At 66.2% G+C, this 23,769-nt stretch carries 26 protein-coding genes; 2 read left to right on the plus strand and 24 right to left on the minus strand.

Features of this window, described 5'->3' with window-relative positions; translation table 11 throughout:
- Positions 1-40: 40 nt before the first annotated feature.
- From AAC997_RS12375 to AAC997_RS12410, 8 genes are all read right to left on the minus strand, one after another.
- Positions 41-514: an SRPBCC domain-containing protein gene (locus tag AAC997_RS12375; RefSeq protein WP_340646003.1), complete on the minus strand. Its 474-nt coding sequence runs from the start codon at positions 512-514 to the stop codon at positions 41-43.
- A complete protein-coding gene (locus AAC997_RS12380) occupies positions 514-1,317 on the minus strand; it encodes an alpha/beta hydrolase (protein ID WP_340646004.1) in 804 nt (267 codons plus the stop codon). The genes AAC997_RS12375 and AAC997_RS12380 overlap by 1 nt, the downstream gene beginning before the upstream one ends.
- Positions 1,318-1,391: 74 nt before the next feature.
- The gene (locus AAC997_RS12385) at positions 1,392-1,715 is read right to left on the minus strand and encodes a metalloregulator ArsR/SmtB family transcription factor (protein WP_340646005.1); all 324 of its coding nucleotides are present in this window, start codon (positions 1,713-1,715) and stop codon (positions 1,392-1,394) included.
- 128 nt (positions 1,716-1,843) lie between these two features.
- Complete coding sequence (locus AAC997_RS12390; RefSeq protein WP_340646006.1) at positions 1,844-2,311, minus strand: hypothetical protein; 468 nt, start codon at positions 2,309-2,311, stop codon at positions 1,844-1,846.
- Positions 2,312-2,337: 26 nt separating this feature from the next.
- Positions 2,338-3,015, minus strand: coding sequence for a hypothetical protein (locus tag AAC997_RS12395; RefSeq protein WP_340646007.1), 678 nt, complete (start codon positions 3,013-3,015; stop codon positions 2,338-2,340).
- Between the two features lie 358 nt (positions 3,016-3,373).
- A complete protein-coding gene (locus tag AAC997_RS12400) occupies positions 3,374-3,598 on the minus strand; it encodes a hypothetical protein (protein WP_340646008.1) in 225 nt (74 codons plus the stop codon).
- 432 nt (positions 3,599-4,030) lie between these two features.
- On the minus strand, positions 4,031-4,336 hold the full coding sequence (locus AAC997_RS12405) for a hypothetical protein (RefSeq protein ID WP_340646009.1): 306 nt from the start codon (positions 4,334-4,336) through the stop codon (positions 4,031-4,033).
- Between the two features lie 213 nt (positions 4,337-4,549).
- Positions 4,550-5,500: an IS1595 family transposase gene (locus AAC997_RS12410; RefSeq protein ID WP_340646010.1), complete on the minus strand. Its 951-nt coding sequence runs from the start codon at positions 5,498-5,500 to the stop codon at positions 4,550-4,552.
- Positions 5,501-5,725: 225 nt separating this feature from the next.
- Between AAC997_RS12410 and AAC997_RS12415 the strand changes: the two genes are divergently transcribed.
- Positions 5,726-6,874 (plus strand): pyridoxal phosphate-dependent aminotransferase, encoded by a 1,149-nt coding sequence (locus tag AAC997_RS12415; RefSeq protein ID WP_340646011.1) that lies wholly within the window; start codon positions 5,726-5,728, stop codon positions 6,872-6,874.
- On the opposite strand, the gene AAC997_RS12420 is transcribed toward AAC997_RS12415, so the two are convergent.
- The 6 genes from AAC997_RS12420 to AAC997_RS12445 form a co-directional block, all read right to left on the minus strand.
- Positions 6,871-7,893 (minus strand): fatty acid desaturase, encoded by a 1,023-nt coding sequence (locus AAC997_RS12420; RefSeq protein WP_340646012.1) that lies wholly within the window; start codon positions 7,891-7,893, stop codon positions 6,871-6,873. The two genes, AAC997_RS12415 and AAC997_RS12420, sit on opposite strands and share 4 nt — an antisense overlap.
- A gap of 67 nt (positions 7,894-7,960) precedes the next feature.
- A complete protein-coding gene (locus tag AAC997_RS12425; protein WP_340646013.1) occupies positions 7,961-9,166 on the minus strand; it encodes an acyl-CoA dehydrogenase family protein in 1,206 nt (401 codons plus the stop codon).
- A gap of 151 nt (positions 9,167-9,317) precedes the next feature.
- A complete protein-coding gene (locus tag AAC997_RS12430) occupies positions 9,318-9,827 on the minus strand; it encodes a hypothetical protein (protein ID WP_340646014.1) in 510 nt (169 codons plus the stop codon).
- Between the two features lie 260 nt (positions 9,828-10,087).
- Complete coding sequence (locus AAC997_RS12435) at positions 10,088-10,690, minus strand: carbonic anhydrase (RefSeq protein ID WP_340646015.1); 603 nt, start codon at positions 10,688-10,690, stop codon at positions 10,088-10,090.
- Positions 10,691-10,732: 42 nt separating this feature from the next.
- Positions 10,733-11,128, minus strand: coding sequence for a GFA family protein (locus AAC997_RS12440; RefSeq protein WP_340646016.1), 396 nt, complete (start codon positions 11,126-11,128; stop codon positions 10,733-10,735).
- Positions 11,129-11,177: 49 nt separating this feature from the next.
- On the minus strand, positions 11,178-11,573 hold the full coding sequence (locus AAC997_RS12445; protein WP_340646017.1) for an MAPEG family protein: 396 nt from the start codon (positions 11,571-11,573) through the stop codon (positions 11,178-11,180).
- A gap of 243 nt (positions 11,574-11,816) precedes the next feature.
- Between AAC997_RS12445 and AAC997_RS12450 the strand changes: the two genes are divergently transcribed.
- Positions 11,817-13,148: a sorbosone dehydrogenase family protein gene (locus tag AAC997_RS12450; RefSeq protein ID WP_340646018.1), complete on the plus strand. Its 1,332-nt coding sequence runs from the start codon at positions 11,817-11,819 to the stop codon at positions 13,146-13,148.
- Here the strand turns inward: AAC997_RS12450 and AAC997_RS12455 are convergent.
- From AAC997_RS12455 to AAC997_RS12500, 10 genes are all read right to left on the minus strand, one after another.
- Positions 13,145-15,211 (minus strand): TonB-dependent receptor, encoded by a 2,067-nt coding sequence (locus tag AAC997_RS12455; RefSeq protein ID WP_340646019.1) that lies wholly within the window; start codon positions 15,209-15,211, stop codon positions 13,145-13,147. The genes AAC997_RS12450 and AAC997_RS12455 overlap by 4 nt on opposite strands.
- A gap of 123 nt (positions 15,212-15,334) precedes the next feature.
- Entirely contained in the window at positions 15,335-16,033 is a 699-nt protein-coding gene (locus AAC997_RS12460) for an SDR family NAD(P)-dependent oxidoreductase (protein WP_340646020.1), read from the minus strand.
- Between the two features lie 61 nt (positions 16,034-16,094).
- Positions 16,095-17,267, minus strand: a complete 1,173-nt coding sequence (locus tag AAC997_RS12465) for an acetyl-CoA C-acetyltransferase (RefSeq protein ID WP_340646021.1) — start codon at positions 17,265-17,267, stop codon at positions 16,095-16,097.
- Between the two features lie 99 nt (positions 17,268-17,366).
- Positions 17,367-18,284, minus strand: coding sequence for a hypothetical protein (locus tag AAC997_RS12470; protein WP_340646022.1), 918 nt, complete (start codon positions 18,282-18,284; stop codon positions 17,367-17,369).
- The gene (locus AAC997_RS12475; protein WP_340646023.1) at positions 18,281-19,216 is read right to left on the minus strand and encodes a glycosyltransferase family 2 protein; all 936 of its coding nucleotides are present in this window, start codon (positions 19,214-19,216) and stop codon (positions 18,281-18,283) included. Before AAC997_RS12475 ends, AAC997_RS12470 begins: the two co-directional genes overlap by 4 nt.
- Positions 19,217-19,220: 4 nt before the next feature.
- Positions 19,221-20,363 carry a GNAT family N-acetyltransferase gene (locus AAC997_RS12480; RefSeq protein ID WP_340646024.1) on the minus strand — a complete coding sequence of 381 codons (1,143 nt, stop codon included), beginning with the start codon at positions 20,361-20,363 and terminating at the stop codon, positions 19,221-19,223.
- A 185-nt stretch (positions 20,364-20,548) separates the two neighbouring features.
- The gene (locus AAC997_RS12485; protein WP_340646025.1) at positions 20,549-21,052 is read right to left on the minus strand and encodes a GAF domain-containing protein; all 504 of its coding nucleotides are present in this window, start codon (positions 21,050-21,052) and stop codon (positions 20,549-20,551) included.
- 19 nt (positions 21,053-21,071) lie between these two features.
- Positions 21,072-22,001, minus strand: coding sequence for a response regulator (locus AAC997_RS12490; protein WP_340646026.1), 930 nt, complete (start codon positions 21,999-22,001; stop codon positions 21,072-21,074).
- Between the two features lie 93 nt (positions 22,002-22,094).
- Positions 22,095-22,829 carry a hypothetical protein gene (locus AAC997_RS12495; protein ID WP_340646027.1) on the minus strand — a complete coding sequence of 245 codons (735 nt, stop codon included), beginning with the start codon at positions 22,827-22,829 and terminating at the stop codon, positions 22,095-22,097.
- A complete protein-coding gene (locus AAC997_RS12500) occupies positions 22,826-23,734 on the minus strand; it encodes an aminotransferase class IV (RefSeq protein WP_340646028.1) in 909 nt (302 codons plus the stop codon). The genes AAC997_RS12495 and AAC997_RS12500 overlap by 4 nt, the downstream gene beginning before the upstream one ends.
- Positions 23,735-23,769: the final 35 nt, after the last annotated feature.

Below are 23,769 nucleotides of genomic sequence, written 5' to 3' on the forward strand. Positions count from 1 at the left end.
ATAGGCGCCCAATCCCCACTTGCCCAGAGGAGCTTGGCCTTTAACCGCCGCCGATCCGTGAGGCCAGGTCGGCGACCAGATCCTCCAGTTGATCCAGGCCGGAGTTGGTCCCCTCTTCGAAGCCACCGCCGATGTGCATCTTCGCCATCTCGTCGGAGGCGAACACCGTGTGCATGGTGAGCTTCGTCTTGCCGTCCACCTCATCGAAGGTGACGGTGACCACCATCATCTTCTCGAAGTTGAAGCCGTTGTCGTAGACGATCTTCCTGTCCGGAACGATCTCCAGATAGGTCCCGCCGAACGGGTCGTTCTGCACCCCGCTAGGCCCCGTCATGGCGAACTTGAACTGGCCACCGACCCGGAAGTCGATCTCCGCCAGGGTCACCGGCCAGCCGACCGGGCCGAACCACTTCATGATGTGCTCAGCCCGGGAATAGGCCTCGAACAGCAGGGCGGCCGGGGCGTCGATGACGCGGGTGATGGTGATCTCGCGATCGGCGACGGGTTCGCTCATCAGGCCTCTCCGATACGGGCGGCGATCATCGGCTCCAGCCAGGCGCCGCGGGTCAGGATGTTCATGTGAGTGGTGTCAGGCAGGACGGCGAGCTGCGCGCCGGGGATCAGCCGGGCCATCTCGGCGGCATGGTCGATGCGCACGAAGTCGTTGTCGCCGATGGCCAGCAGGGTCGGGGTCTTGACCGCCCTCAGCTGGTCGGGCGTCCAGCCGGTCCAGGCGCTGAGCATGGCGTTGGTCTTGGCCAGCACGCGCTCGAAGGCGGTGGGATCGGGCGCGGTGCGCCTGTAGCTGGCCTGCCATGAGGCGAAGTCCGCCTCCGTCGGCAGGATCGCCACGAGTTCGGGCGACGGCTGGTGGGTCGGATCGCGCTGCAGTTTCACGAGTTCGGGCTGATAGCCATCCAGGGTGTAGCTGATGCTGACGACGCTGACCGTCCGCGCCAGGTTTGGGCGACGGACGGCCATGTTCATGGCCACCATGCCCCCCAGGCTGTGGCCGACGAGGTGCGCCGACTTCACCCCCAGGTGGGCCAGGACACCCGCCGTGTCGGCGGTCATCTGGTCCAGGCTCGGGGCTGTGTCACGGTCGGCGGTATGGCCGTGCCCTTGCTGCTCGACGGCGATCAGCGGACGATCCCTCGCCAGACGCGCCAGGAAGCCGTCGGGGAAAGCCGTCTCAATGGTCATCATGCCGCCGTGCAGCAGCACGAAGGGCCTCCGCCCGGCCAGCGGCCCGCCATGGACTTCGTAATAGACCTTCAGGCCGTCGACGCCGGCGTAGCCGGTGGCCGCGGTTTCCATGGCAAATCCCTTCGTCGCCAATCCGGCCCCCAGCAAGGCCCCCGCCCCAAGAACCCGCCGCCGGTCCACGCGGTTCACGACGCGTCGCCCCTGGCCTGCAGGTCCTTCACATAGGCTTCCAGCTGGTCGAGGCTCTCGTCCCAGAACCGGCGGTAATCGCCGATCCAGCGGGCGGCCTCGGCCAGGGGCTCGGCGTTCAGCCGCACCGGCCGGAACTGCGCGTTCCGCCCTCGCGAAACCAGCCCAGCCCCTTCCAGGACCTTCAGGTGCTTGGAGATCGTCGGCTGGCTGAGGTCGAAGGGCGCCACCAGCTCGTTCACCGTCGCCTCCCCGTCCGCCAACCGCGCCAGGATCGCCCGCCGCGTCGGATCGGCCAGGGCGCCGAACACGAGATCCATCTGTTGCGTCGCCGCCTGCATATATCGTCATCCAGCTATATTGCCAGATGACGATATATAATCCCGCCAACTCGTCAATGCAGATTGGACGGAGGTTCACGCGTTTTCACGCGCGTCAGGCTGATGTCCTACGACTCCACTGCGCCGCGCAGCCCCCTGAAGGTCTTCACCCTATGAACGCGGGCAAGCATCCGGGTGAGGAGCTTGGACTCCTCCTGCGGTTCCCCGTTCTCCCCAGCGATCGCCTCGTCGTCACGCCAGGCGTCTGGATTGGCTTTGATCGACGCACAGATTCGCACCTTCGCGACTTCCAGCGACATTGGCGGCCGCTCCGCGAGTTCGTGTTCGAGCGCATAGTTGCTCTGCTGGAATACGAACCTGACGATGCGGCCCAGGAAGGATCCAACAATCCCGAGATTCCTGACGCCGACGACCTCCCAGCTTCGCCCCGTCGCGTCGACCAGGATCATGCCGCGTCGAGCATCGTGCTTGATGTCCCACTGCGTGCCCGTCGAGAAATCTTCGTCCGATCCAAACCACGCAAGCCGCTCGCGTCCCGCGATCGCGTGGCCGCCAACGTCCTTGCCGAACGCCAACAAGGGGTACTTGAAAGGAAGGCCCGTCACTTCGAGCGCCTGCCTTGCTCTGCGGCCCCCATGGCCGGATGACCGACGGCCGAGCCCGTCGCCCACTTCGACCAAGCCGGCGTTCCGTACCAGTAGCGTTGCGCCGGCTTGAACTGCGGCTGACCGCCGTATCGACCGTGGATACGCCCGTGGACCTGCGGGCTTGGCATCGGCTTGATGTTCCAGGGCTGGTTCTTGATGAAATCCGGAACAGCCTTACCCCAGCCCTCGTTTTGTGGGATCGCCCAATGGTGGCCGTGCTGGCCAGGCTTCAGAAACTTCTGCTCGCCCATCCAGGTTCGGACATTCCCTTTCCACCCGTAAGGAGCCGCCCGCCTAGTCGCCTTGTTTGCGATGAAGACCCCGCCCTTCACCAGTCCTTTGCCAAGCGAGCCTGCGACAGCCAGATCGGACACCGCCAGCGCTCCATTCAGGCCGGCTCCGATATAGTCGCCGTCTTCGAAATCCGCCAACGCCTCACGGCCAGATCCCCACACTGGGATAAGGGACTCCAGTTCGCCGGGATGGCCAATCCGGCCACCGCTTCCCGACTTCATTTCAGGCTCACCCGCCGCCCGCGCATTGTTCGCGGCCTGACGGCGGATCATCTCGTCATAGTCTTCGTCATTAATGTCGGGGACGGAACGCGGCTCCCCGTTCGGCATACGCGCCATGCAAACTCACCTTTTCTGACCAGAAAAACGCAAATCCCCATAAGACCGGCGCGCCCGGCGACGATCTCTTCCGCACGCTCAAGCTACACTCCAAGTCTCATCGTGGGCACTTATGCACTTGAGATACCACGTCGGCGGCCCTAGACTGATTCGGACAGGCCGGCGCTCGCTAGATTTTTCGGTAGGGAAACCTTTACCGACTCATTACCTTTTGGAGTTGCGTGCGACGCGGTGAATCTCCAGGCCGTAGCCCTGTCCTTAGAGCTTTAACGTTGGGCTCTTCTGAGATGGGTGAGCTTTGTGGGGGACAACGATATGGAGTCCCCACCACGCACTAGGGGGCGGCTTCGGCCGCCCCTCACTTCTTCAAGTCTCGCAAGACCGGAAAGCGGCGCATCTTGCTCCGCACCTGCGGCCACTCCGTCTTGTGGAACGTGACCACGAACAGCAAGCGCCTTTCGTTGCAGCGCTTGACCGTCACGCGAAACCACTTGTTCCAGACGTACTCATCAAAGTGCAGGAAGACGAGATGTTGGTCGCCGTCGCGCACGACAGCTCCCTGATCAATCGTTTCGTCCAGCATCGGAAAATGGTTCGGAAGAAGTTGGTGCTCCTGAACGCACTTCACCGCGTACGAGTGTTCTATCCGCACGACATTGGAAGCCGCGCCTAGGTGCTCGGTTAGGTTGGGAGACAGCTGCGCTAGCTGGATAGTTCTGCCTCGACCCCTGCGTATGAAGCTATCCCAGTCCCGAACATTCATGGGCTATGGCATAACTGAACTTTCACGGTGCGGAAGGGGCTAGCGTGACGGACAGCCAAGACGACATCTCGGAAGAGGAAGCCGCTCGCCGTCGCGACGAAGTCGTGAAGCGGATGCTGGCAACGCCGCCGCAACCGCGAGATCCAAAGAAGGGGCGCGAGCCGAAGCCCGCGCCGAAAATGAAATGAGACACCTAAGGCTCCGTCTTGCGCTTTGGATTGCGCGCCGTCTGGGCGTCAGCGTGTTCCCCGATCAAGCCCACTTCGTGAAGGGCATCATCTTGAAGAGGTCCTGATCGGTGATTGCGCCGATAGCCCGAGCGCTCTTGAAGAGCGGCATACCCAGCAGGGCGAGGTCGGTACTGACGTCGATCTCACCACTGATGATGGCGGCGACTTCATCGATATTCTGCTGAGCTTGGAAGAGGATGAACGACGTAGGCTCGACCCACCACGGCATGGTGGCGATGCTGCCAACGGCGCCTGTTAGGCCGTCATAGCGGGCGGTGTGATTGCCGACTTGGGCAATCCTGAAGGTCAACCAGTAGAGGTTTGACATAAAGGCATCCTTGTTTGGGTGCCTGCGTGGGTTGACCGTCTAGGGTGACTCAGAGAGTATCCCTTTGCCTTCGGCCCGCCCCACACAGGCGGTTTCGGAACGCCCGGTCGACGTTGGCGCGTCGCCGGGCACTACCCGTCTAGGGTGATTCACGATCCGTTCCGAGTCCCAAGGTGCCGCTTCGCCTGAAGCTTCCGCGCCTTCTGCTTCCGGCTACGCGGCTTTACGAGGCTGTCGGTAGGTCAGGCGCTTGCCGACCACGCCGCGCACGGCCTCGTCGGCTCGCATGCTGTCGGTGATCCCGAGGCCCGAGCGGTTCGAGTAGCGGAAATCGAACTCCACTAGATAACGCGAGAGGTGCGCTTCCGAGACGTGGTGGAACGTGCCGGTGATCCCGCGCTTGAGGATCGAGAAGTAGTTCTCGACCGTGTTGGAGTGATGCAGGCCGTGGCGGACATACTCGCCAGCGGCGTGATCGACGGCGCTGTGAGCGGCGAACTCCTTGCCAACCGCTGGGTACATGCGGGCGCCGTCCGTCATCAGGTGAGAGGCCCGGTCGGCGGTCTTGACGATGATCGGGCGCAGGGTCTTCGCCGTGACGTTGGCGACGTGGAAAGAACGGGCGCGACCGCCGCGCTCAACGAGGGTGATCACGGCTTCCTTGCGGCCGAACATGTCGCGCGAGTTGCGCTTGTTCTTGTGCTTGTTGGCCTCTTTGCCGCCCACGTAGGTCTCATCGACCTCAACGAACTTGCCTTCGCCGCCCAGCGGGGACGGTTCGGCGGGCAGGTTCATCGCCTCGCGGATGCGGTGCGCCATGAACCAGGCCGTCTTGTAGGAGCCGAAGCCGAGCATCCGGAACAGTTGGTGAGCGCTGATCCCCTTCTTTGACGAGCACATCAGGTGCGTCGCCAGCAGCCACTTATGCAGCGGGATATGCGAGCGCTCGTAAACCGTGCCCATCGTGGCGGTGAACGGCTTGCGGCATTCCTTTTCCTTGCACTTGAACAGACCCGGACGGGTTGTGCGGCCCTTCATCTCCGTGGCGTTATCGACCACGCCGCAATGCGGGCAGACCGGACCATGCGGCCAGCGCAGCGCTTGGAAGTGAGCGCGGGCGGCGTCTTCATCGTGGAAAATCGGGGCGGTCAGGTCGGTAGACATCGGGTTTCTCGCTTGTTGAGAAAACCCTATCAAATCAATCGTGGTATCTCAAGTGCATAAGTGCCTCATCGTGTCCAGAACATAACAAGAACTTCTGACGGCGCCTGGACGCCGCAGCGCTCAACAAATGAACAGGCGGCCGCCATCGTGGTCCCGAACGCCCACCGTCATTGCCACCGGTCCCCACACGCCTAAGCTCCAAGGGCCAACCCTGGGGACTTCCACATGACCGCCCGCACCGAACTCACCGACGAGGCCCTCTCCGACCTCACCAGCCGCGGCTACTCCCGTCGCAGCATCGGCAAGGTGCTCAGCCTGTTCGCCGCCGCCCCAGCCCTGGGCACGGCGCTCGCCGGCCCCGCCGTGGCGCAGGAGGCCAAGAGCATGGTGCTGATCGGGGCCAACGAGTGCTGGACCGGCCCTCTCGCGCCCGGCGCCAAGGCTGCGGCGGACGCCATCGCCACCGGTAACCGCTACACCGGCTCCCAGCGCGAGGCCTTCGCCCAGGCGCTGTCCTCGGTGGAAGGCGTGCCCACCAGCCACATCATGACCTGGCCGGGGTCCAGCGATCCGCTGTCGCGCATCATCGTCACCTATTGCTCGCCGACCCGCGGCCTGGTCACCGCCGACCCCACCTTTGAACTGGCCGGGAGCGTCGCCCAGTACCTGGGGGTGAAGGTGTCCAAGGTTCCGCTGAAGGCCGACTACGCCCACGATGTGAAGGCCATGCTGGCCGCCGATCCCAACGCCGGGGTCTACTACATCTGCACCCCCAACAATCCGAGCGCGACCCTGACCGGCCTGCCCGATGTGGAGTGGTTGCTGGCCAACAAGCCCGCCGGCTCCATCGTCCTGCTGGACGAGGCCTATATCCATTTTTCGGAGGCCAAGCCCGGCGCCTACCTGGCCGCGCAGAACAAGGACATCATCGTCCTGCGCACCTTCTCCAAGCTGTTCGGCATGGCCGGCATGCGTCTGGGCGCGACGATCGCCCGGCCTGACCTGATGACCAAGACCATGCGCTATGACGGCGGCATGGCCAGCTTCGCCCTGCCCAATCCGTCCCTGGTCTGCGGCACGGCCAGCCTGACCGCCGCCGGGCTGATCAAGGCCCGGCGCGACGAGATGATCGCGGTGCGCTCCAAGAGCCTGGCGCTCCTCGACAAGCGCGGCATTGAGCATGTCCCCTCGGACGCCAACTTCTTCATGGTGGACTGGAAGAAGCCGGCCAAGGAGGTCCAGGCCGCCTTCGCCAAGGAGAACGTCGCCATCGGCCGCTCCTGGCCGATCTGGCCGACCCGCAGCCGCGTGACGGTCGGCTCCGCCGCCGAGATGGCGGCCTTCGACGCCGCCGTGGTGAAGCTGAACCTCTAGGCGGCCCTGGCCAGGCGGGTCTGGCGCGCGAGTTGGCGGAAGGAGATCAGCTGCTCGCTGGCCTCGTCCCATAGCGAGAGCGGCACCGCACGGATGCTCTGGGGCACGGACAGGCGGGCGGCTTCACGCAGTTCCGGATGGTCCTTGAGCACGGCGGGCAGCCGATAGAAGGGGATGCGGCTGGAGATGTGGTGCACGTGGTGCACGCCGATATTGGCGGTCATCCACCGCAGGGGCTGCGGCAGGTGATAGTGCGACGCCCCCTTCAGCGCCGCCTCCGTCAGGTCCCAGTCGTCCCGGCGCGCCCAGTAGGTGCCCTCGAACTGGTGCTGGACGTAGAACAGCCAGACCCCGATGGAGGCGGCGATCACCAGGGTCGGCAGGTTGACCAGCAGCAGGGCGGGCCAGCCGGCCAGCAGGGCGACGATCAGCAGGAAGGCGGCGATGGCCAGGTTGGTGCCCATGGCGCTCAACCAGGGCCGCCAGCCGCCCTTCATCAGCCCGCTGGGCAGGCGCTGCTCCAGCAGGAAGACATAGGCCGGGCCGATGCCGAACAGCACCACCGGATGGCGATAGAGCCGGTAGCCGATCCGCCGCCACAGCGGGAGGGCGCGGTACTCGTCTACGGTGAGGGTCAGGATGTCGCCCAGGCCTCGGCGGTCGAGGTCGCCGGAGGTGGCGTGGTGGATGGCGTGGGTCTGGCGCCAGCAGTCGTAGGGCGTCAGGGTCAGCACCCCGATCACCCGGCCGATCCAGTCATTGGCGGCGGGCGTGCGAAAAAAGGACCGGTGACTACAATCGTGCTGCACCATGAACAGGCGCACCAGAAACAACGCCGCCGGAACCGCCAGCAACAGGGCCAGCCACCACAGCCCGAAGTGGGAGGCCACCCAGGCCCCAACCCAGATCGCCGCCAGGGGTGCGGCGGTGATCACGATCTCCAGGATCGAGCGTCCGGCGTGCGGCTGCTGATAGGCGGCCAGGCGCTGGCGCCACGGGCGGGTGTCGGGACTCGGCAAGGCATGCGTCTCGCTAAAGTGGTTCGCCCGACATACCACCGCGATTGAGTCGGTTTGACGTCACCCGTCAGGTGGACTGGGTGTTGTCCGGCAGGTTCAGGATCCGCTTGGAGATGATGTTGTTCTGGATCTCGACCGAGCCGCCATAGATCGACATCGCCTTGCCCGACAGCCAGCCGCGCACGGTCTCGATCTCTTCCTGGTTGAAGTCCGAACCCTGCCAGCCCAGGCCCTGGTGCCCCATGATCTCCAGGGTCAGCTCGGCGCGGCCCTGGGACACCACCGTGGCGGAGTTCTTCAGCACCGAGGCGCCGTTGGTGGCCCCCGAAGCTTCCTTGGATTCCGCCATCACCCGGACCAGGGTCAGGCCGTGGATGCGGGCGTCCATCAAGTGCCGGGTCAGGCGGGTGCGCAGGTCCAGGTCGGCGATGCGGCCGTCCTCATCAACCTCCACATAGCGCTTGGCGATCTCGTTCAGCGGCACGGTGCGGCCACCGCCGCCGGTTCCCGTCTGGCTGGCGCGCTCGTGCTGCAGCAGACGCTTGCCCACCGTCCAGCCGCCGTTCAAGGGGCCCAGAAGGCCGTTCTTCTCGGCCCGCGCGTCGGTGAAGAAGGTTTCGCAGAACGGCGAGGCGCCGGCGATCAGGGCGATGGGCCGCGGATCGATGGCCTTCTGGTGCATGTCGATCAGCATGAAGCTGATGCCCTCATGCTTCTTGGCCGAGAAGTCGGTGCGCACCAGAGCGCCGCACCAGTCGGAATACTGGGCGCCGCTGGTCCACGTCTTTTGGCCGTTGATCACATAGTGGTCGCCGGCGTCCTCGCACTTCATCTGCAGGGAGGCCAGGTCCGACCCGGCGCCGGGCTCGGAATAGCCCACGCACCACTGGACCTCGCCACGCACGATGGGCGGGATGTGCTGCTTCTTCTGCTCTTCGGTGCCGTAGTCCAGGATCGTCGGCCCGATCATCGTCACGCCCATCCCGAACATCAGGGGGTTGAAGGCGCCGATCTTGCCCATCTCCTGGGTCAGCACCCGGGCATGTTGGGGTGACATGCCGCCGCCGCCATATTCCGCTGGCCAGGTAGGGGTGGCCCAGCCCTTGAGGCCGATGGCCTTGCGCCAGGCGTTGAGCTCGGCGTTGGTGGTCGTCACCTCGGTCGCGGCAAGGAAGCCCTTGCCCTTCAGCGAAGCTGGGAAGTTGGCCTCCAGCCAGGCGCGCGCCTGCGTCCGGAATTCCTCGAGTTCGAGATCGCCTCCGAAATCGGCCATGTCGGTTCCTCCACGTCTTGGTTCGTTGACCCTAGTCTAGGCCTCCCGGCGATCAGGCCAAGTGTGACGTGGCGGCAGGCGCACAAACGAAAACCGCCGACGCTGGGGGGACCAGCGCCGGCGGCTTCAACACCTTACGGAGTAAGGTGTCCTACATCGAGGCGACTTGGCTCGAACCCTCGAGGCGGGCCAGCTGGCGCAGTTGCAGCTGAGCCGAGCGCACGGCGCCGGTCACGCAGGCGCGGTAGTCGGGGGCGTAGTCGTTGGTCGCCTTGCAGACGGTGTTGGCGGCGGCGGCGATATCGGCCTGGATCTGGTCGTTCGAACGACCCACCAGGGCGACGCGAACCGAAGCGACGGTGGCGCGACCGTCCTCAAGCTTGGCGGCGCGAACCGGAGCCGGCGCGGCGGGCTGACGAGCGCGGCTGATGGCGCTGAAGTCGGCGTTCGCCTTGCGCACCGCGTTCGCCCAGCAGTCGCCGGTCAGGGCGCCGCAGACCGTCGAGGCGGCGTCGCGGATCTCGGTGCGAACCTGGGCGTCGGACTTGCCGGCCAGGGCGATGCGCACGCTGTCGACGCTCACCACGCCATCGGCGGCGAAGGAGGGGACGGCGAAGGCGGAGACGGCGGCGGCAACGGCGAAAGCGGCGAAGATCTTCATGAATGTTTTCCCGACTGTGTTTTGCGTTTTGGTTATTGATTGAACTTGTCGAAGACGCTTTTCGGGCATTCCGTTTAAACTGTGGTTTATCTTCACGGTGAATAAGGACTTAATCAAATCTGTATTTTGCGTTACTTAAGTTATACACAAAATCGAGGCGAACCAGCAGGCACGCGACGGCTCATGGCGCGGCCAAATTCGCGCAAAGAGCTTCTCAGTAAGGGATCAGGCGTCCTGGCGAGGATCGGGCCGCGCCGGATCTACTCTTCGCAGTGGTTGCCGACCGAAACATTGAGGTCTTTCAACAGGCCGTTTTCCAGCGAGTAGACGAGGCCATGGACGCAGAGGTTCTGCCCCCTGGCCCAGGCGTCCTGCACGAAGACGTCGGTGGCCACGTTCTTCACTTGGCGGATCACGTTCAACTCGCACAGGCGGTCCAGCCGAGCGGCGTCGTCGGCCAGGGCGGCCAGTTCGCAGCTGTGCTCCTCATGGACTTCGCGAATGGGGTGCAGCCAGTGATCCACCAAGCCCCGACGCTGTCCATCCACCGCCGCGGCCACGCCGCCGCAGCCGTAGTGACCCACCACCATGATGTGCTTCACCTTCAGGACGTCGACGGCGAACTGCAGCACCGAAAGGTAATTGGCGTCCTGCGGCGGGGCGAGGTTTGCGACGTTGCGGTGCACGAACAGCTCGCCGGGATCGAGATCGACGATCTCATTGGCCGGAACGCGGCTGTCGGAGCAGCCGATCCACAGATAGTCCGGCGCCTGCTGCCCCTTCAGTCGCTTGAAGAAGCCGGGGTCAGCCGCGATCTTGCGCGCGGCCCAAGCCTTGTTGTTCGCCTTCAGGTGATCGAGCATGGCCGCGCCATACGCCCGCGCGACGAAGGCTGCAACCCCGCCTCAAGCCCCCCTTGGTCCCGGCCAGACCTCTCGAGCCCCATCGACCTCCACCGACATGCCCATCCCCTCGCTGGCGCACACCGGAAATCTGGAGGGATCAAACCCGTCCAGGCAGAAGGCATTGACCTCATACATGTCGGGCGCCGCGCGCTTGCGGTGGAAGACATAGATTCCGCAGGTCCGGCAGAAGTGGTGCCGCGCCCGGTGGGTGTTCCACACATAGGCGCCCAGTTGATCCTCGCCCGACAAGATCACCAAGGCGTCCTCGCGTACCCGCACCATCCGCGCGTTCTTCTTCACGCAGAGAGAGCAGTCGCAGGCGGTGAGGTGGTCAATCTCCGCCTCGATGGCGAAGGTCACCGCCCCACAATGGCAGGAGCCGAGATGGCGGGTCATGCAAACCTCCTGTCACGCCTCCCCGGTCGGGAGGCGCCCAGAAAACGCTCTAGGCCAGGCCCACCAAGGCGGCAAACACCATCACCGTGCCCACAAGACCGACGGCCCAGGCGATCGGCCGCACCATGGGAACGCCGAAGATGTAGAGGACCGCGTGGGCGACCCGCGAATAGAAGAAAAGTTGCGCCCCCAGGACCGTTGTCCCGCTGGTCACCCCGGCGACCGCCGCCGCCAGCACCAGGGGCGCGAAGATCACCAGCCCCTCCCGATGGTTGTCCACCACCCGCTTCATCCGCGCGTGGAAACCGCTCGGCGGCGGCAGGTCGTCGCGGGAGTTGGCGAGGGGCACCGCGCCCTGAGCACGGATGCCGGCGAGAGCCTGGATGAAGACCAGCACGAAAAGCAGGCCGACCGAATAGGTCAGCATCGTCAGTTCAACGCTCATGATTGCCGCCCCGAATGCGCTTCCTGTTGAAGCTTCACCTTGCCAGCTTCCGTCCGCGTGAGGGATCCGTCAACCTGCTGGGTCCCGCTCAGCCATCATCACAAGACCGCGACCGGCAGCTTCTCTGTCGATGATTCCTTCCGGTTCGGCATAGCGACGCCGTCATGCCGAACGCGCCCGTGTTAGGCTGAACCCGAAGCCGAGCCGCGCATTGTCCAAGGGTCGGGGATCAGGGAGCCGCCCATGCGTTCGGTGATATTGGCCACCACCCTTGCGGCGCTGGGCCTGACCGCCTGCGGCAAGGGCGCCTCCGACCCCTTCGTGGGCTTCGGCCCCAAGCCCGCCCTGCCCGAGCCAACTCAGAGCGCACTGCCGACGGTGAACGTCGCCAAGTTCGTCGGCTGGCCCAAGGACGCCGCTCCCCAGGCGCCGCCCGGCTTCGTCGTCACCCGGTTCGCAGATGGCCTGGATCATCCAAGGTGGCTGCTGGTCCTGCCCAATGGCGATGTGCTCGCCGCGGAGTCATCGTCGGAGGCCGGCAAGCCCGAGACCTTCAAGGACTGGATCGCCCAGGTCATTCAGAAGCGGGCGGGCGCCCTGCAAGTCAGCCCGAACAAGATAATGCTGCTGCGCGACTCCGACGGAGACGGCGTGGCCGACACCAAGGCGATCTTCGCCCAAGGGCTGAAGCGCCCCTTCGGCATGGCCCTGGTGGGCGACACCCTCTACGTGGCCAATGACGACTCCATCGTCGCCTTCCCCTATTCCGAAGGCCAGACCCAGGTAAAGGGAACCGGGACCAAGGTCTTCGACCTGCCCGGCGGGCCGATCAATCACCACTGGACCAAGAACATCATCGCCAGTCCGGACGGGCAGAAGCTGTACGCCACCGTCGGCTCCAATTCCAACATCGGGGAGAACGGCCTGCCGGCCGAGGCGGGCCGCGCCCAGATCGTCGAATTCACCCTGCCCGAGGGCCCGAGCCGCCCCTACGCCACCGGCCTGCGCAATCCCAACGGCATGGATTGGGAGCCGGTCACCGGCAAGCTCTGGACCGCGGTCAACGAGCGAGACGAACTGGGCGACGATCTGGTCCCCGACTACATGACCAGCGTCACATCGGGCGGCTTCTATGGCTGGCCCTACAGCTATTACGGCCAGCACGTGGACACCCGCGTCAGCCCCCAGCAGCCGGACCTAGTGGCCAAGGCCCTGGTTCCCGACTACGCGCTCGGCCCCCACACCGCCTCCCTGGGCCTGGCATTCTACCGGGCCGACGCCTTCCCGGTGGCCTACAAGGGCGGGGTGTTCATCGGCCAGCACGGCTCCTGGAACCGCAAGCCGCTGAACGGCTATCGGGTGGTCTTCATCCCCTTCGTGAAGGGCGAGCCCTCCGGCCCGCCGCAGGCCTTCCTCACCGGCTTCCTGAACGCCAAGGACGAGGCGCAGGGCCGGCCAGCCGGGGTGGCGGTGGACAACACCGGCGCCCTGCTGGTCGCCGACGACAGCGGCGACATTGTCTGGCGCGTGGCCAGCGCCAACCCGCCGACGGCCCAGGCCCCCACCGCCCCCTAGAAGCTCTTGCGGATCCGCAGGTTCCACATCCGACCCCAGCGGAGGTCGCGCACGTCGGTGTAGAGCAGAGCGCTGCGGTCGCGCGGCCCCGCATAGACCTCGCGGGTGCGCTGGGCGCTGCGTTCGGTGAGGTTCATCAGCTCCAGCCGCACACTGAGGTCTGGCTTGGGCTTGTACTCCCCGAACAGGGTGACCCAGGGGTCGAGCTTCCGGGTTTCTATCTCCGACAGTCGGAACGCGCGATCGCGCCAGCCATAGGCGTCGTTGGCGTTGGAGCCGCCCTTGTTGACGTCGATCCCCCAGTTGGATTTCCAGCGGGGCAGGTCCTGGCTGAAGTGCAGGTCCCACTCCATGTGGCGCAGGCCCGAGATCTGGCGCGGCTGGAGCGTCAGCGGGTCGGTCACTTCCGATCGCCGCCACACCGCCTGGGCCTTCAGTTGGCCGGCGGGAATGCGGAAGCGGTCGAGCGGCAGGCTGAGGCTGGCCTGCAGTTCGTCCTTGGTCCCCTCGCCGATATTGCCCGGCGCATCGGCCACGCTGCCGCCGGGCCCAAAGATCGGCGCCCGGTCGATGACGTCGGTGAGCTCGTAGTGCCGTAGGGTCAGGATCGCCGCGCCGTTGTTCCAGAACCGCTGCTCGATGGCGGCCTCCACCACCCAGGCCTGCTGCGGCGACAGATCGGGATTGCCCGCGATCACCGTACCCGTATTGGCCACGGACGACGGGGCCACGAAGTCGTCGAAGTTGAGCTGCCCGACCTCACGCTCGACCCGCACACGCAGCTGGGTCGTCGGCGTCGCCGACCAGGTCACCGCGATCCGCGGCTTGGTGAACTGCAACTGCTTCTCCAGCAGGACGTCGCCCTCCGACACGATCGTGGACCGCTCCTGGCGCAGGCCGGCCTCCGCCGAGATCGCCTCGCTGGGACGCCAGGTCGCGGTGGCGAATAGTTCTCCGCGCTTCTCGGTCACCAGCACGCTGGCGGCCGGCAAGCGGACTTTCACCGCGTTCTGGAACAGGGTCGTGGTGTTATCGAGCTTGTTGTAAGCGCCCTCGCCGCCGAACTCCCAGGTCAAGGCCGGTGACTGGGCGAAGCGCACGTGTCCGCGTCCAACGCTCTCGGTAGTCTTCCGGTCGCCCTCGAACTGCCGGACCAGGTTGACGCCCTCAAACCGCGACTTGGTGTTGTTGTTATTCCACTGCTGGAAGGCCACGGCCTCCACGTCCAGGCGTGGCGTCAGGTGGCGGGTGAAACGCCCACCCACTTCGGCCTGCAGCCGGTCCATGGTGTCGTACTGGTATTCCTTGCCGCCCGGAAAGCGGAACCGGTCGGTGATCTCGGCCGAATAGGGGGTCAACATGTAGGCCGCGTTCAGCCGCAGCTTGCCCCCGGCCAGCGGGGTCTCATAGGCGCCGGTGGTCCACTGCTTCAGGCCCTTACCGTCGGCGTCCACGTCGGAGAGGATCAAGGTCGAACCGTTCGCCGCGGTGCGGATACGCTGGCCGTCCCCCAACTGGTCGTCGGGTCCATAGCCCAGGATGATCGAGGCCTCCGCCGACCTTCCACCGGCCCAGCGCCACTGCCCCTCGGCCCGGAAGCTCCCCAGGATCCGGCCGTCATAGACCGCATAGGCGCCTGTCGTCGTCGCGCCGCGGAAGCCGGCGGTCGACTTGCGCACCACGTTGACCACGACGGTGCGGCCCTGCATGTCGATGCCCGGCGCGCCGCCACGGATCAGGTCGACGTGGGCCACGGCCCCGGCCGGAATGCGTCTGAGTATCTCGTCGAGGGCGTCGTTCTTGGCCACCGCCGGCTCGCCGTCGATGAGGACGTTGCCGCCGGAGCCGGCCAGGCCACGCACCACCGTCCCCTTCTCGAAGGAGAAGCCTGGCACCCGGATCACCATGTCGTAGGCCGTCGAGGGCGAGGCCTCCGCGAAGAAGCTGGCGGGATAGGCGATGACGCCGGTTTCGGAGGTGGCGGCCTTCGCGGGGGTCACTGCGACGGGAGGCTCGCCCGCAGCCAGAGCGGCCACCGCCGCCGCGATCATCAGCATACCCATCACGCGCCCCTCCCCCGGAACAGGGCACGGTTCTGTCTTACTTCGTAAGCCCTCGCCACCCGTCCTCGCCTCGATGGGACGATTCGCCCCTCCGTGCGGCTTTGGCGTAACAAGTTTGGCGGTTCAGACCCGGCCGGTGACCGGGATCAGGGCGCCGGTGACCGCGCTGGCGGCGGGCGAGGCCAGGAACAGGATCACTGCGGCCAGCTCCTCGGGGGTAACCCAGCTGGCGAAATCGGCGTCGGGCATGTCGGCGCGGTTGGTGGGCGTGTCGATGATCGAGGGCAGCACGGCGTTGACCGTGACCTGGCCCTTCAGTTCCTCAGCCAAGCTCTCGGTCAGGCGATGAACCCCGGCCTTGGAGGCGGCATAGGCGCCCATGCCCGCAGCGGATTTCACTGCGCCATTCGCGCCGATGTTGATGATCCGGCCGGCGACGCTCGCCTTCAGGTGCGGAATGGCGGCGCGGACCGCATTGGCCGTGGTGCGCACGTTCATGGCGTAGAGATTGTCCCAGACCGCCGGGTCGCCATCGGCATGGGTCTGCCAGGCGAAGCCGCCCGCAACATTGATCAGGACATCCAGCCCGCCGAACTTCGCGGCGGCTTCATCGACGGCGGCCTTGGCCGCGTCGGGATCGGTTAGGTCCACGCCCGGCAGCGCCCGCGCGTCTGGCCCGCAGGCCTCCAACAGCCCGGCGGGCGGAGTCCTTGAAAAATCGATGAGGGCGACCTTGGCCCCCTGCCCGACCGCGGCGCGGGCCACGGCGGCGCCGAGAATTCCGTACGCGCCGGTGACGGCGACAATGCGTGGCTGGCTCAACTCAAGTCCCCGATGCAGCGAGGCTTCCTTCTCCCGCACGGGGAGAAGGAAGCCAAGCCGGCTAGAGGCGTTCGACGATGGTCACATTGGCCATGCCGCCGCCTTCGCACATGGTCTGCAGACCGTACTTGCCGCCCCTGGATTCCAGGGCGTTCAGCAGGGTGGCCATCAGCTTGGTGCCCGAGGCGCCCAGGGGGTGACCCAGCGCGATGGCGCCGCCGTTGACGTTGATCTTGTCCCGCGAGACCCCCAGCGAGTTCATGAAGGCCACGGGCACGGAGGCGAAGGCTTCGTTGACCTCAAACAGGTCGATGTCGTCGACAGTCATGCCAGCGCGCTTCAGGGCGCGTTCGGTGGCCGGCAGCGGGGCTTCCAGCATGATGACGGGATCGTGGCCCAGCAGGCTCATGTGGTGGATTCGGGCCAGCGGCTTCACACCCAGTTCCTTCAGGCCCTTTTCAGAGACGATCATCACGCCCGAGGCGCCGTCGCAGATCTGGCTGGAGGACGCCGCCGTCAGGCTGCCGTCTTCGCGCAGGAGCTTCACGCCCTTGATGCCCTCGAGGCTGGCCTCGAAGCGGATCCCCTCATCGACGGTGTGAAGGGTCTTGACGCCCTCCGCGTCGGTCACCTCGATGGCGACGATCTCGTTCTTGAAGGCGCCGGCCTGGGTGGCGGCGATGGCGCGCTGGTGGGACTGGAAGCTGTACTCGTCCAGCTGGTCGCGGTTCAGGCCGTACTTCTTGGCGACCATCTCGGCGCCGATGAACTGGCTGAACTGAATATTCGGATACTGCTCCTGGATGCCCGGGCTCATATAGTTGCCAAAGCCGTTCTGGGCCGGCAGCGCTGCCGACAGGCCCATGGGCACGCGGGTCATGCTCTCGACGCCGGCGGCGATGACGATGTCCATCGTGCCGCTCATCACGGCCTGGGCCGCGAACTGCAGAGCCTGCTGCGAGGAGCCGCACTGACGGTCGACGCTGGTGCCGGGCACACTCTCGGGCAGACGCGAGGCCAGCACGGCGTTGCGGCCGACATTGATCCCCTGTTCGCCCACCTGGCCGACGCAGCCCATGATCACGTCCTCGATGAGGGCCGGATCGGCCTTGGTGCGGTCGACGAGGTCGTTGAGGACATTGGCGGCCAGGTCGACCGGATGCCAATCCTTCAGTTTGCCGCCCTTGCGGCCGCCGGCCGTGCGTGAGGCCGCGACGATATAGGCTTCGCCCATGGTTCCGCTCCCTTTGGAAATGCGCGTCTCTTGCGCGTCGAAATCCAGTCTAGGCGGGCGCCGTCACGGAAGCCAACGGGGCGTCATCTTCCGGGCCGGCTAGACCGGCAGCAGGCTTCCCAGCCGCTCGCCGTCCAGCTTGAAACTGGTGGGAAGGACGCGGGGATTGGGCTTCTGCAGCTTCAGCGCCTTGGCGCCACGCGCCACGGCCAGCTTGCCCAGCGCGCCCGGCGTGAAGCCGTCCTGAATGCGGGGTCGCCGAGCCCCCAGCCGGCGGCGCAGGACGCCGTTGGCGTAGATCACATTGGCGCGCAGCAGCGCCTGGGGGGTCATGAATTCGATGGAGAGTGAGACGTTCAGCATCGGGCCGTTTTCGATCCGGTGCGGAGCGTTCTGGGCCCAGGTCACCATCTTGCCCGGCGTCAGGTCGTGAACCTCCGCCCCCTTGTCCCAGGCGGGATTGAAGGCGAACTGTTCGGCGGTTTCCCGCAGTACGATCTTCTCCAGCGCTTCGTCGCCCACATAGGGGTCGGCCACCGGATAGACCCAGACCCGCTTCTGTCCCCGCAACTGCCACAACGACACCAATGGCACATCCAGATGGTAGAAGACCTGGGCGTTGGCCGAGGAAATCAGCATCCCGAGGTCCCGCTTGAAGGTGCGCAGACCCGGCGCATGGGCGGCCTTCTCGGCGAAGATTTCGTCTCCCAGGGCAGCGTAGTCGGCCAGGTGCAGGTTGGTCTCGCGCAGGTTCAGCCAGATGCGGCCCGACTGGGCGGCCTCCAACAGCTTGGAACCCGACAGCGTCCCGGCCGAACCCCGTCGCCAGGTGGTCCAGGCCACCGGGTCCTCGCCCATGGTGAAGACGCCCAGCTTCTCGCGCGGATAGCGGTCCAGCAATTGCTCCAGACCCTCGTCATTGAACATCGGCCGCTCGTGCAGTCCGTGCTCGAAGGCGAGGTTCTGTCTTGTGAAGGCGGCGCCCTTCTCAGGCGTCCAATCGGTGATGATGCTCATGTCGGAGCCCTCAGGCCGTAGAAGTGGATCTTGAAAGGGCCGCCCCACAGGGTCTTGCCCAAGCCGCGGACGGCGCGGTCCAGGGTGAAGGCGAAGCGCGGGCTGCGGATCAGCCATTGCAGGCCCGCCAGCAGGCCGAACACGCCGGCCTGGCCAACCCCGATCACCATCCAGCGCGCGACGCCCAGGCGGTCGGGTGGCGTGCGGGCGGCGCAGTGGCTGGTGGGGCCCTGGCCATAGGAGAAAGCTCGCGGGATCGTGTATCCGAGGGTCAGGCGGTTGGGGACCGGGTCTTCCCAGACCCAGGCGTCCGGCGCCCAGGCGAACCTGGCGCCCTTGGTGTGCATGCCGCCGAACAACAGGTCGTCCTCGCCGCCGATTTGGTTGCGGATCGCCGAGAACGGGGCCTTGGGATCGGGAAGGCTGGCGCGACGTAGCAGGCTGTCACCGCAGCCGTAATAGTGGTCGATCAGCCCCTCTCGCGCGCCGTCGCCGACGCGGGAGAAGAACCATTCCAGATAGGCGCGGTGCCTGACCACGCCGGCGGGCGCCCGGCCCCGAACCGGACCGAACACCACGTCGGCGTCGTACCTGGCCTGGACCGCCAGGAGGGCGGCCAGCCAGCCGGTCGGCGCTTCCTCGTCATCGTCCAGGAAGGCGATGTAGTCGCCCCGCGCCTGGGCCATGGCCGCATTTCGGGCGTTGGCGACGCCGGGGTCGGCCTCATGCACGTAGATCACCGGGAACGGCGCCTCAGCCGCCAGGGTCTCCGCCAGGGCGTGGGCCGAAGGAACCTGGTCGTTGTCCACCACCACCAGTTCCAGGGTCGTGGGATCAACCCCGGCCTGGCGGAAGGTCGAGCGCGCCGCCGTGGCCAGTCCATCCAGGCGTCGCTGGGTGGGAATGATCAGACTGACACGCGGCGAGGGCATGGGGTCAGACGGACTCCAGCTCGGCAGGCTGGCGGCGCACGCGAGAGCCTATGGCCTGGGCCACGCCGCGCGCGCGGCCGGCGAAGGAGAGTTCGCTGCTGGCGATGATATCCAGGCGACGGCGCAGCTTGCCCACCGGTCCCACGCCATGGGCGCCGGCCAGGCTCCAGGCCTGCTCCGAGATCTGGGCCGCCCGACCGCCGAGGTTGGCGGCCGTGGCCACGCCCTCACCGATCATCCGCGTCGTCAGCGCATAGGGGCGCTTATAGTGTTCGTGACCCGGGCCGAGGTCATAGGTGGTCAGGTCCATCTCCGGCATGGCCGCGATGGCGCGGCCCAGAAACACCTGGCCCGGCGACCAGGCGCCGAGTTCAGGGTCTGTCGACGCGATCCAGGGGTGGTAGACGCCCCCCTGACGAACGCCGAAATGTCCCGCCACCAGCCGATCGCCGGCATAGAGGTTGACCATCAGCCCCTGGAAATCGCCGTCCTGGCGCTCGAACAGCGCCTGCAACAGCCCTTGCGTCCAGTCGGCGTCCAGGAAGCCGTGCGCCCCGGTCCGGGCCAGTTGTTCACGCTTCCAGCGCAGCAGGGTGTTGAAGGCCGAAGTGTCGCGATCCGCGCCCCGGATCGACAACTCGCCGACCTCGCGGTCCAGCTTGTGATCCAGCCGGCGATAGTTCTTGAACCGCTTGGGGCTGGCGGCGCGCAGGGCCTCCAGATAGGCCTCAGCGGTGGTCGTAAGGTCGATCACGAAGCTCTCGCGCGCCACGGCTCCGAAGCCCTTGAAGGCCAGGTTCGGGTCGGTCAGGCCGGTGAAGCGATAGACCGACAGGCCGGCGGCGGCCATCGCCTCGTCGGCGTCCAGACCCTGCTCGGCCACCAGGCCGTGATAGTCCGACAGCGGCGCGCCGATGGGCCGGGCATAGCATCCCGGACGGCGGTGATAGGCCAGGAACCCTGCGGTGCGACCCGGCCAGCGCCAGACGGTGACCCGGGCATCGGCGCGAACCCGGCCCACCGCCTGGGCGAAATCAGGGCCCATCAGCGGATTGGCGAATTCCGGCCGGCTGGCGCACAGCATCCGCCAGGTGGCGATGTCGGCCTGCGAAAGGTCGCTCGGGTGGAAGGTTTCGGCACTCAGCATCGTCTTAAGCCCTAGCTTGTCCCGGTTAGGGAAAGGTGGACTTCCGCGCTGCAATTCACATGCCCTGGAAGGTGTGCTCTTTCGCGCCAGAGGCGACCGGAACCAGCGGTCGCAAGGCGGGTCTTCGACGGGGGCTATCTTATTGTTTTATATGAAATTAACCGGCCGTCAGCCTTACCTGAATCCTAACGATCCGCGGCGAACGACGCCTTGAGGATTTTCTCCAACCAGGCGGCGTCCACCGCGTCGAACGCCGCGGGTTCGGTGGCGTCGACATCGAAGACAGCGATCAGCTTTCCGGCGTGATCGAAGACCGGCACCACCACCTCGCTAGCCGACCGCCCGTCACAGGCGATATGGCCCGGGAAGGCGTGGACGTCGGGCACCAGTTGGGTCTCGCCCGTCGCGGCCGCCGCGCCGCAGACCCCGCGCCCGTAGGCGATGCGCAGGCAGCCGAGCGTCCCTTGATAGGGTCCCACCACCAGTTCCCGTTCCTTGTCGGGGTCGACCACATAGAAGCCGGTCCAGAAATAGTGCTCGAAGCTGGCGGCCAGCATGGAGGCGATGGTGGCCATCCGCGCGGTGCGATTGGGTTCGCCGTCCAGAACGGACGCGATCTCCTCGGCCACCGCTGCATAGCGGGTGGCCTTGTCGTCGGGCAGGGTCAGGTCGTTGAAAGCTTCGGCCATGGGCGACCTATATAGGCCTCTAGCCCACCGCCACCAGACGCCGCGCGCTCTTGCGGGAGACCACCGCCTCCAGGTTGCGGGCGATGCGGTCAGCCTCGACAGGCTCAATCTCGTTCTGACTCAGCAGATTGCGGATGGCGTCGAAGTGGATCTCGATCACCGCCGGGTCGCAGGCGTCCGGACCGCCCATGGCGTCCACATAGGCGATCATCGACTGGGAGGCGCGCTCCACGGACTTGTCGCGCACCTGCCGGGCGCGGAAGGTCGTGTGCTGCATGACGCGGTAGATCATCTGCAGGGTGGCGCGGTCCACGCCGCCGCGCGCCGCGATCAGGCGGCGCATGGCCTCCAGCTCGACACTGATGGTCTCGCGGGCGATCTCGCGTTCCACCTCGTCGGCCACCTCTTCGGGGTCACAGGTGCGGCGCAGCGGCCCCGAATAGTTCAACTCCACCTTCCGGCGCCGGTCGGGGCCGACATAGGCCTCGCTGATGATGAAGGGCCTGGGCTTCCTCAGCACCAGCTGAATGCGCGACAGCAGGGCCGCCGGCGTGAAGGGCTTGATCACAAATTCATTGACCCCGGCCAGGCGGGCGACCTGCACGTCGCGCTCACTCCGTTGGCCGGTGACCATCACCACCGGCACCTCGGCGTTGGGCACCAGGGGATCGGGATGGATCGCGGCGCGCCGGATCGAGCGCACCAGCTCCAGCCCGTCCATCACCGGCATCGACCAGTCGGTGAAGATTATGTGCGGACAGCGGTGGCGCAGCAGTTCGCGCGCGCGATGGCCGTCCGGGGCGGTATAGACATCCCCTACGCCACCGGCCCGCAGCACGTCGGTGATCAGACGCAGGGTGTTGGCGTGGTCATCCACCACGAGGATCTTGAGACCCGACAGATCGTCGGGCGTCAGGTTCGCACTTGGCAAACGTCGTTGCGAACTCATCGGCCCCAAAAATCCCCAAACCTTGGCGAACATGCTCGGTGAGCATTGAGATCGGGTTTATGGCGCCGGGAAATGTCGGGTCGCTGACCCTGGCTAACGGAGAACGTGGGCGGCCAAGGCTTCGTAGTGCGGCCGGGCCTGGTCGGCGATGCGGCGCAGATCGCCGGAGAGTTGGACCTCGCGGCTCTCCTTGGGCCGCTCGAACCCGGTGGACCGCTCCACCGCGTCATACCAGGCCGGCGCCCAGACCCCGTCGGTATCGCGCCGGCCCGCGGGCCAGTTCAACATCTCGGCGCGGAATGGAATGCCAAGGGCTTCGCACAAGGCGCGCAGCATACGCGCCGGATCGGCCAGCACGTCGCGGCCTTCCACCACGGGAGGCGCCGCGCCCAGGCGATCGGCCTCGCGATCAAACAGCTCCCTCTGACGGGCGACACCAATGTCGGCCAGTGTCACCTCGGCCCGCTTGACGGTGTAGGAGGCCAGGACGGCGACTGGATCCCGGATCAGAAACGCGCTGCGGCAGGCGTCCATCCAGGCCAGGCCGACCCCGTCGAACATGTGGTGGGTCATGTGCTTCTGGTAGAAGACAGCCGCCCCGCCCGGCGCCGGTCCGGCCATCGCGGCGGCCACCTCGCGCCAGTCCTGCGGCTGCGAGGCCAGGACCTCGTCCCGCATCGGGTGGTTCAGGCCGGTCCTGGCCAGATAGGCCGCGTAGAACGGTTCATCCACCACAGCGGTATCGGGGCGGTTCTCGAAGCTGCGCATCATGGCCGTGGAGATGTTGCGCGGCCCCGACCACATGGCGATCCGCACGGTCTCCGTCATGACGCCTGCGCGTCCTTCAGGTCCTCATAGGCTGCCCGCAGCCCGGCGGTCACCGGCCCCGGCAGGGCGTTTGGCAGGAGGTGGCCGTCGATCTCCCGCACGGGGGTCAAGCCGCCGAAAGTGCCGGTCACGAAGGCCTCGTCGGCGTCGTAGACATCGTCCAGGCTGAAGTCGCCCAGCGTGATCGGAATACCCTTGGCGCGGCAGAGCGCGATGACATTGCCCCGCGTCACCCCGTTGAAACAGAAGTCGCCGGTGGAGGTCATCACCCGGCCCTCGCGGACAAAGAAGAAGTTGGTGGCGTTGCAGCTCGAGACAAAGCCGCTGGGATCGAGCATCAGCGCCTCGTCGCAGCCGGCCTCGATGGCCTGCAGCAGGGCGGTGATCAGGTTGAGGCGTGAGTGGGAATTCAGCCGCATGTCGAACATCTGGACCGGGGTGCAGAGGATGCTGGAGGTGAACAGCGACAGGCCTCGAGTGACGATCTCCGGGCTCGGCGACTTGTACTCCGCGGTGATGACGATGGTGGGCGTGCCTAGCCAGTTGCGCGGGTCCTGGTTGGCGGCGGCCTTCTCGCCCCGGGTGATCATCAGGCGCAGGTGGGCGCCGTCGGTCATGCCGTTGCCGTCCAGCAGCTTCCAGATCTCGGCCGTGAGTTGCTCGCGCGTCAGGCCGATGTCCAGAGCGATGGCCTTCAGCCCCGCATAGAGCCTGTCGAGATGGGTCTCCAGGAACAGCAGTCTGCCCTTGTGCAGGCGCAGGCCTTCCCAGACACCGTCCCCCAGCACGAACCCGGCGTCGAACACCGACACCTTGGCGTCCTCGCGCCTGACGAGATCGCCGTTGAGATAGAGCCGGGCCGCCGCGTTGCGCGGATCGACGGCGAAATCCTGACTGCCTGCCATGGCGTGACGTTGTAGGGGTGGAGGCGGCGTAGAGC

This window comes from Phenylobacterium sp. (genome assembly GCF_037968635.1).
In the GTDB taxonomy this organism is placed as follows: Bacteria; Pseudomonadota; Alphaproteobacteria; order Caulobacterales; family Caulobacteraceae; genus Phenylobacterium.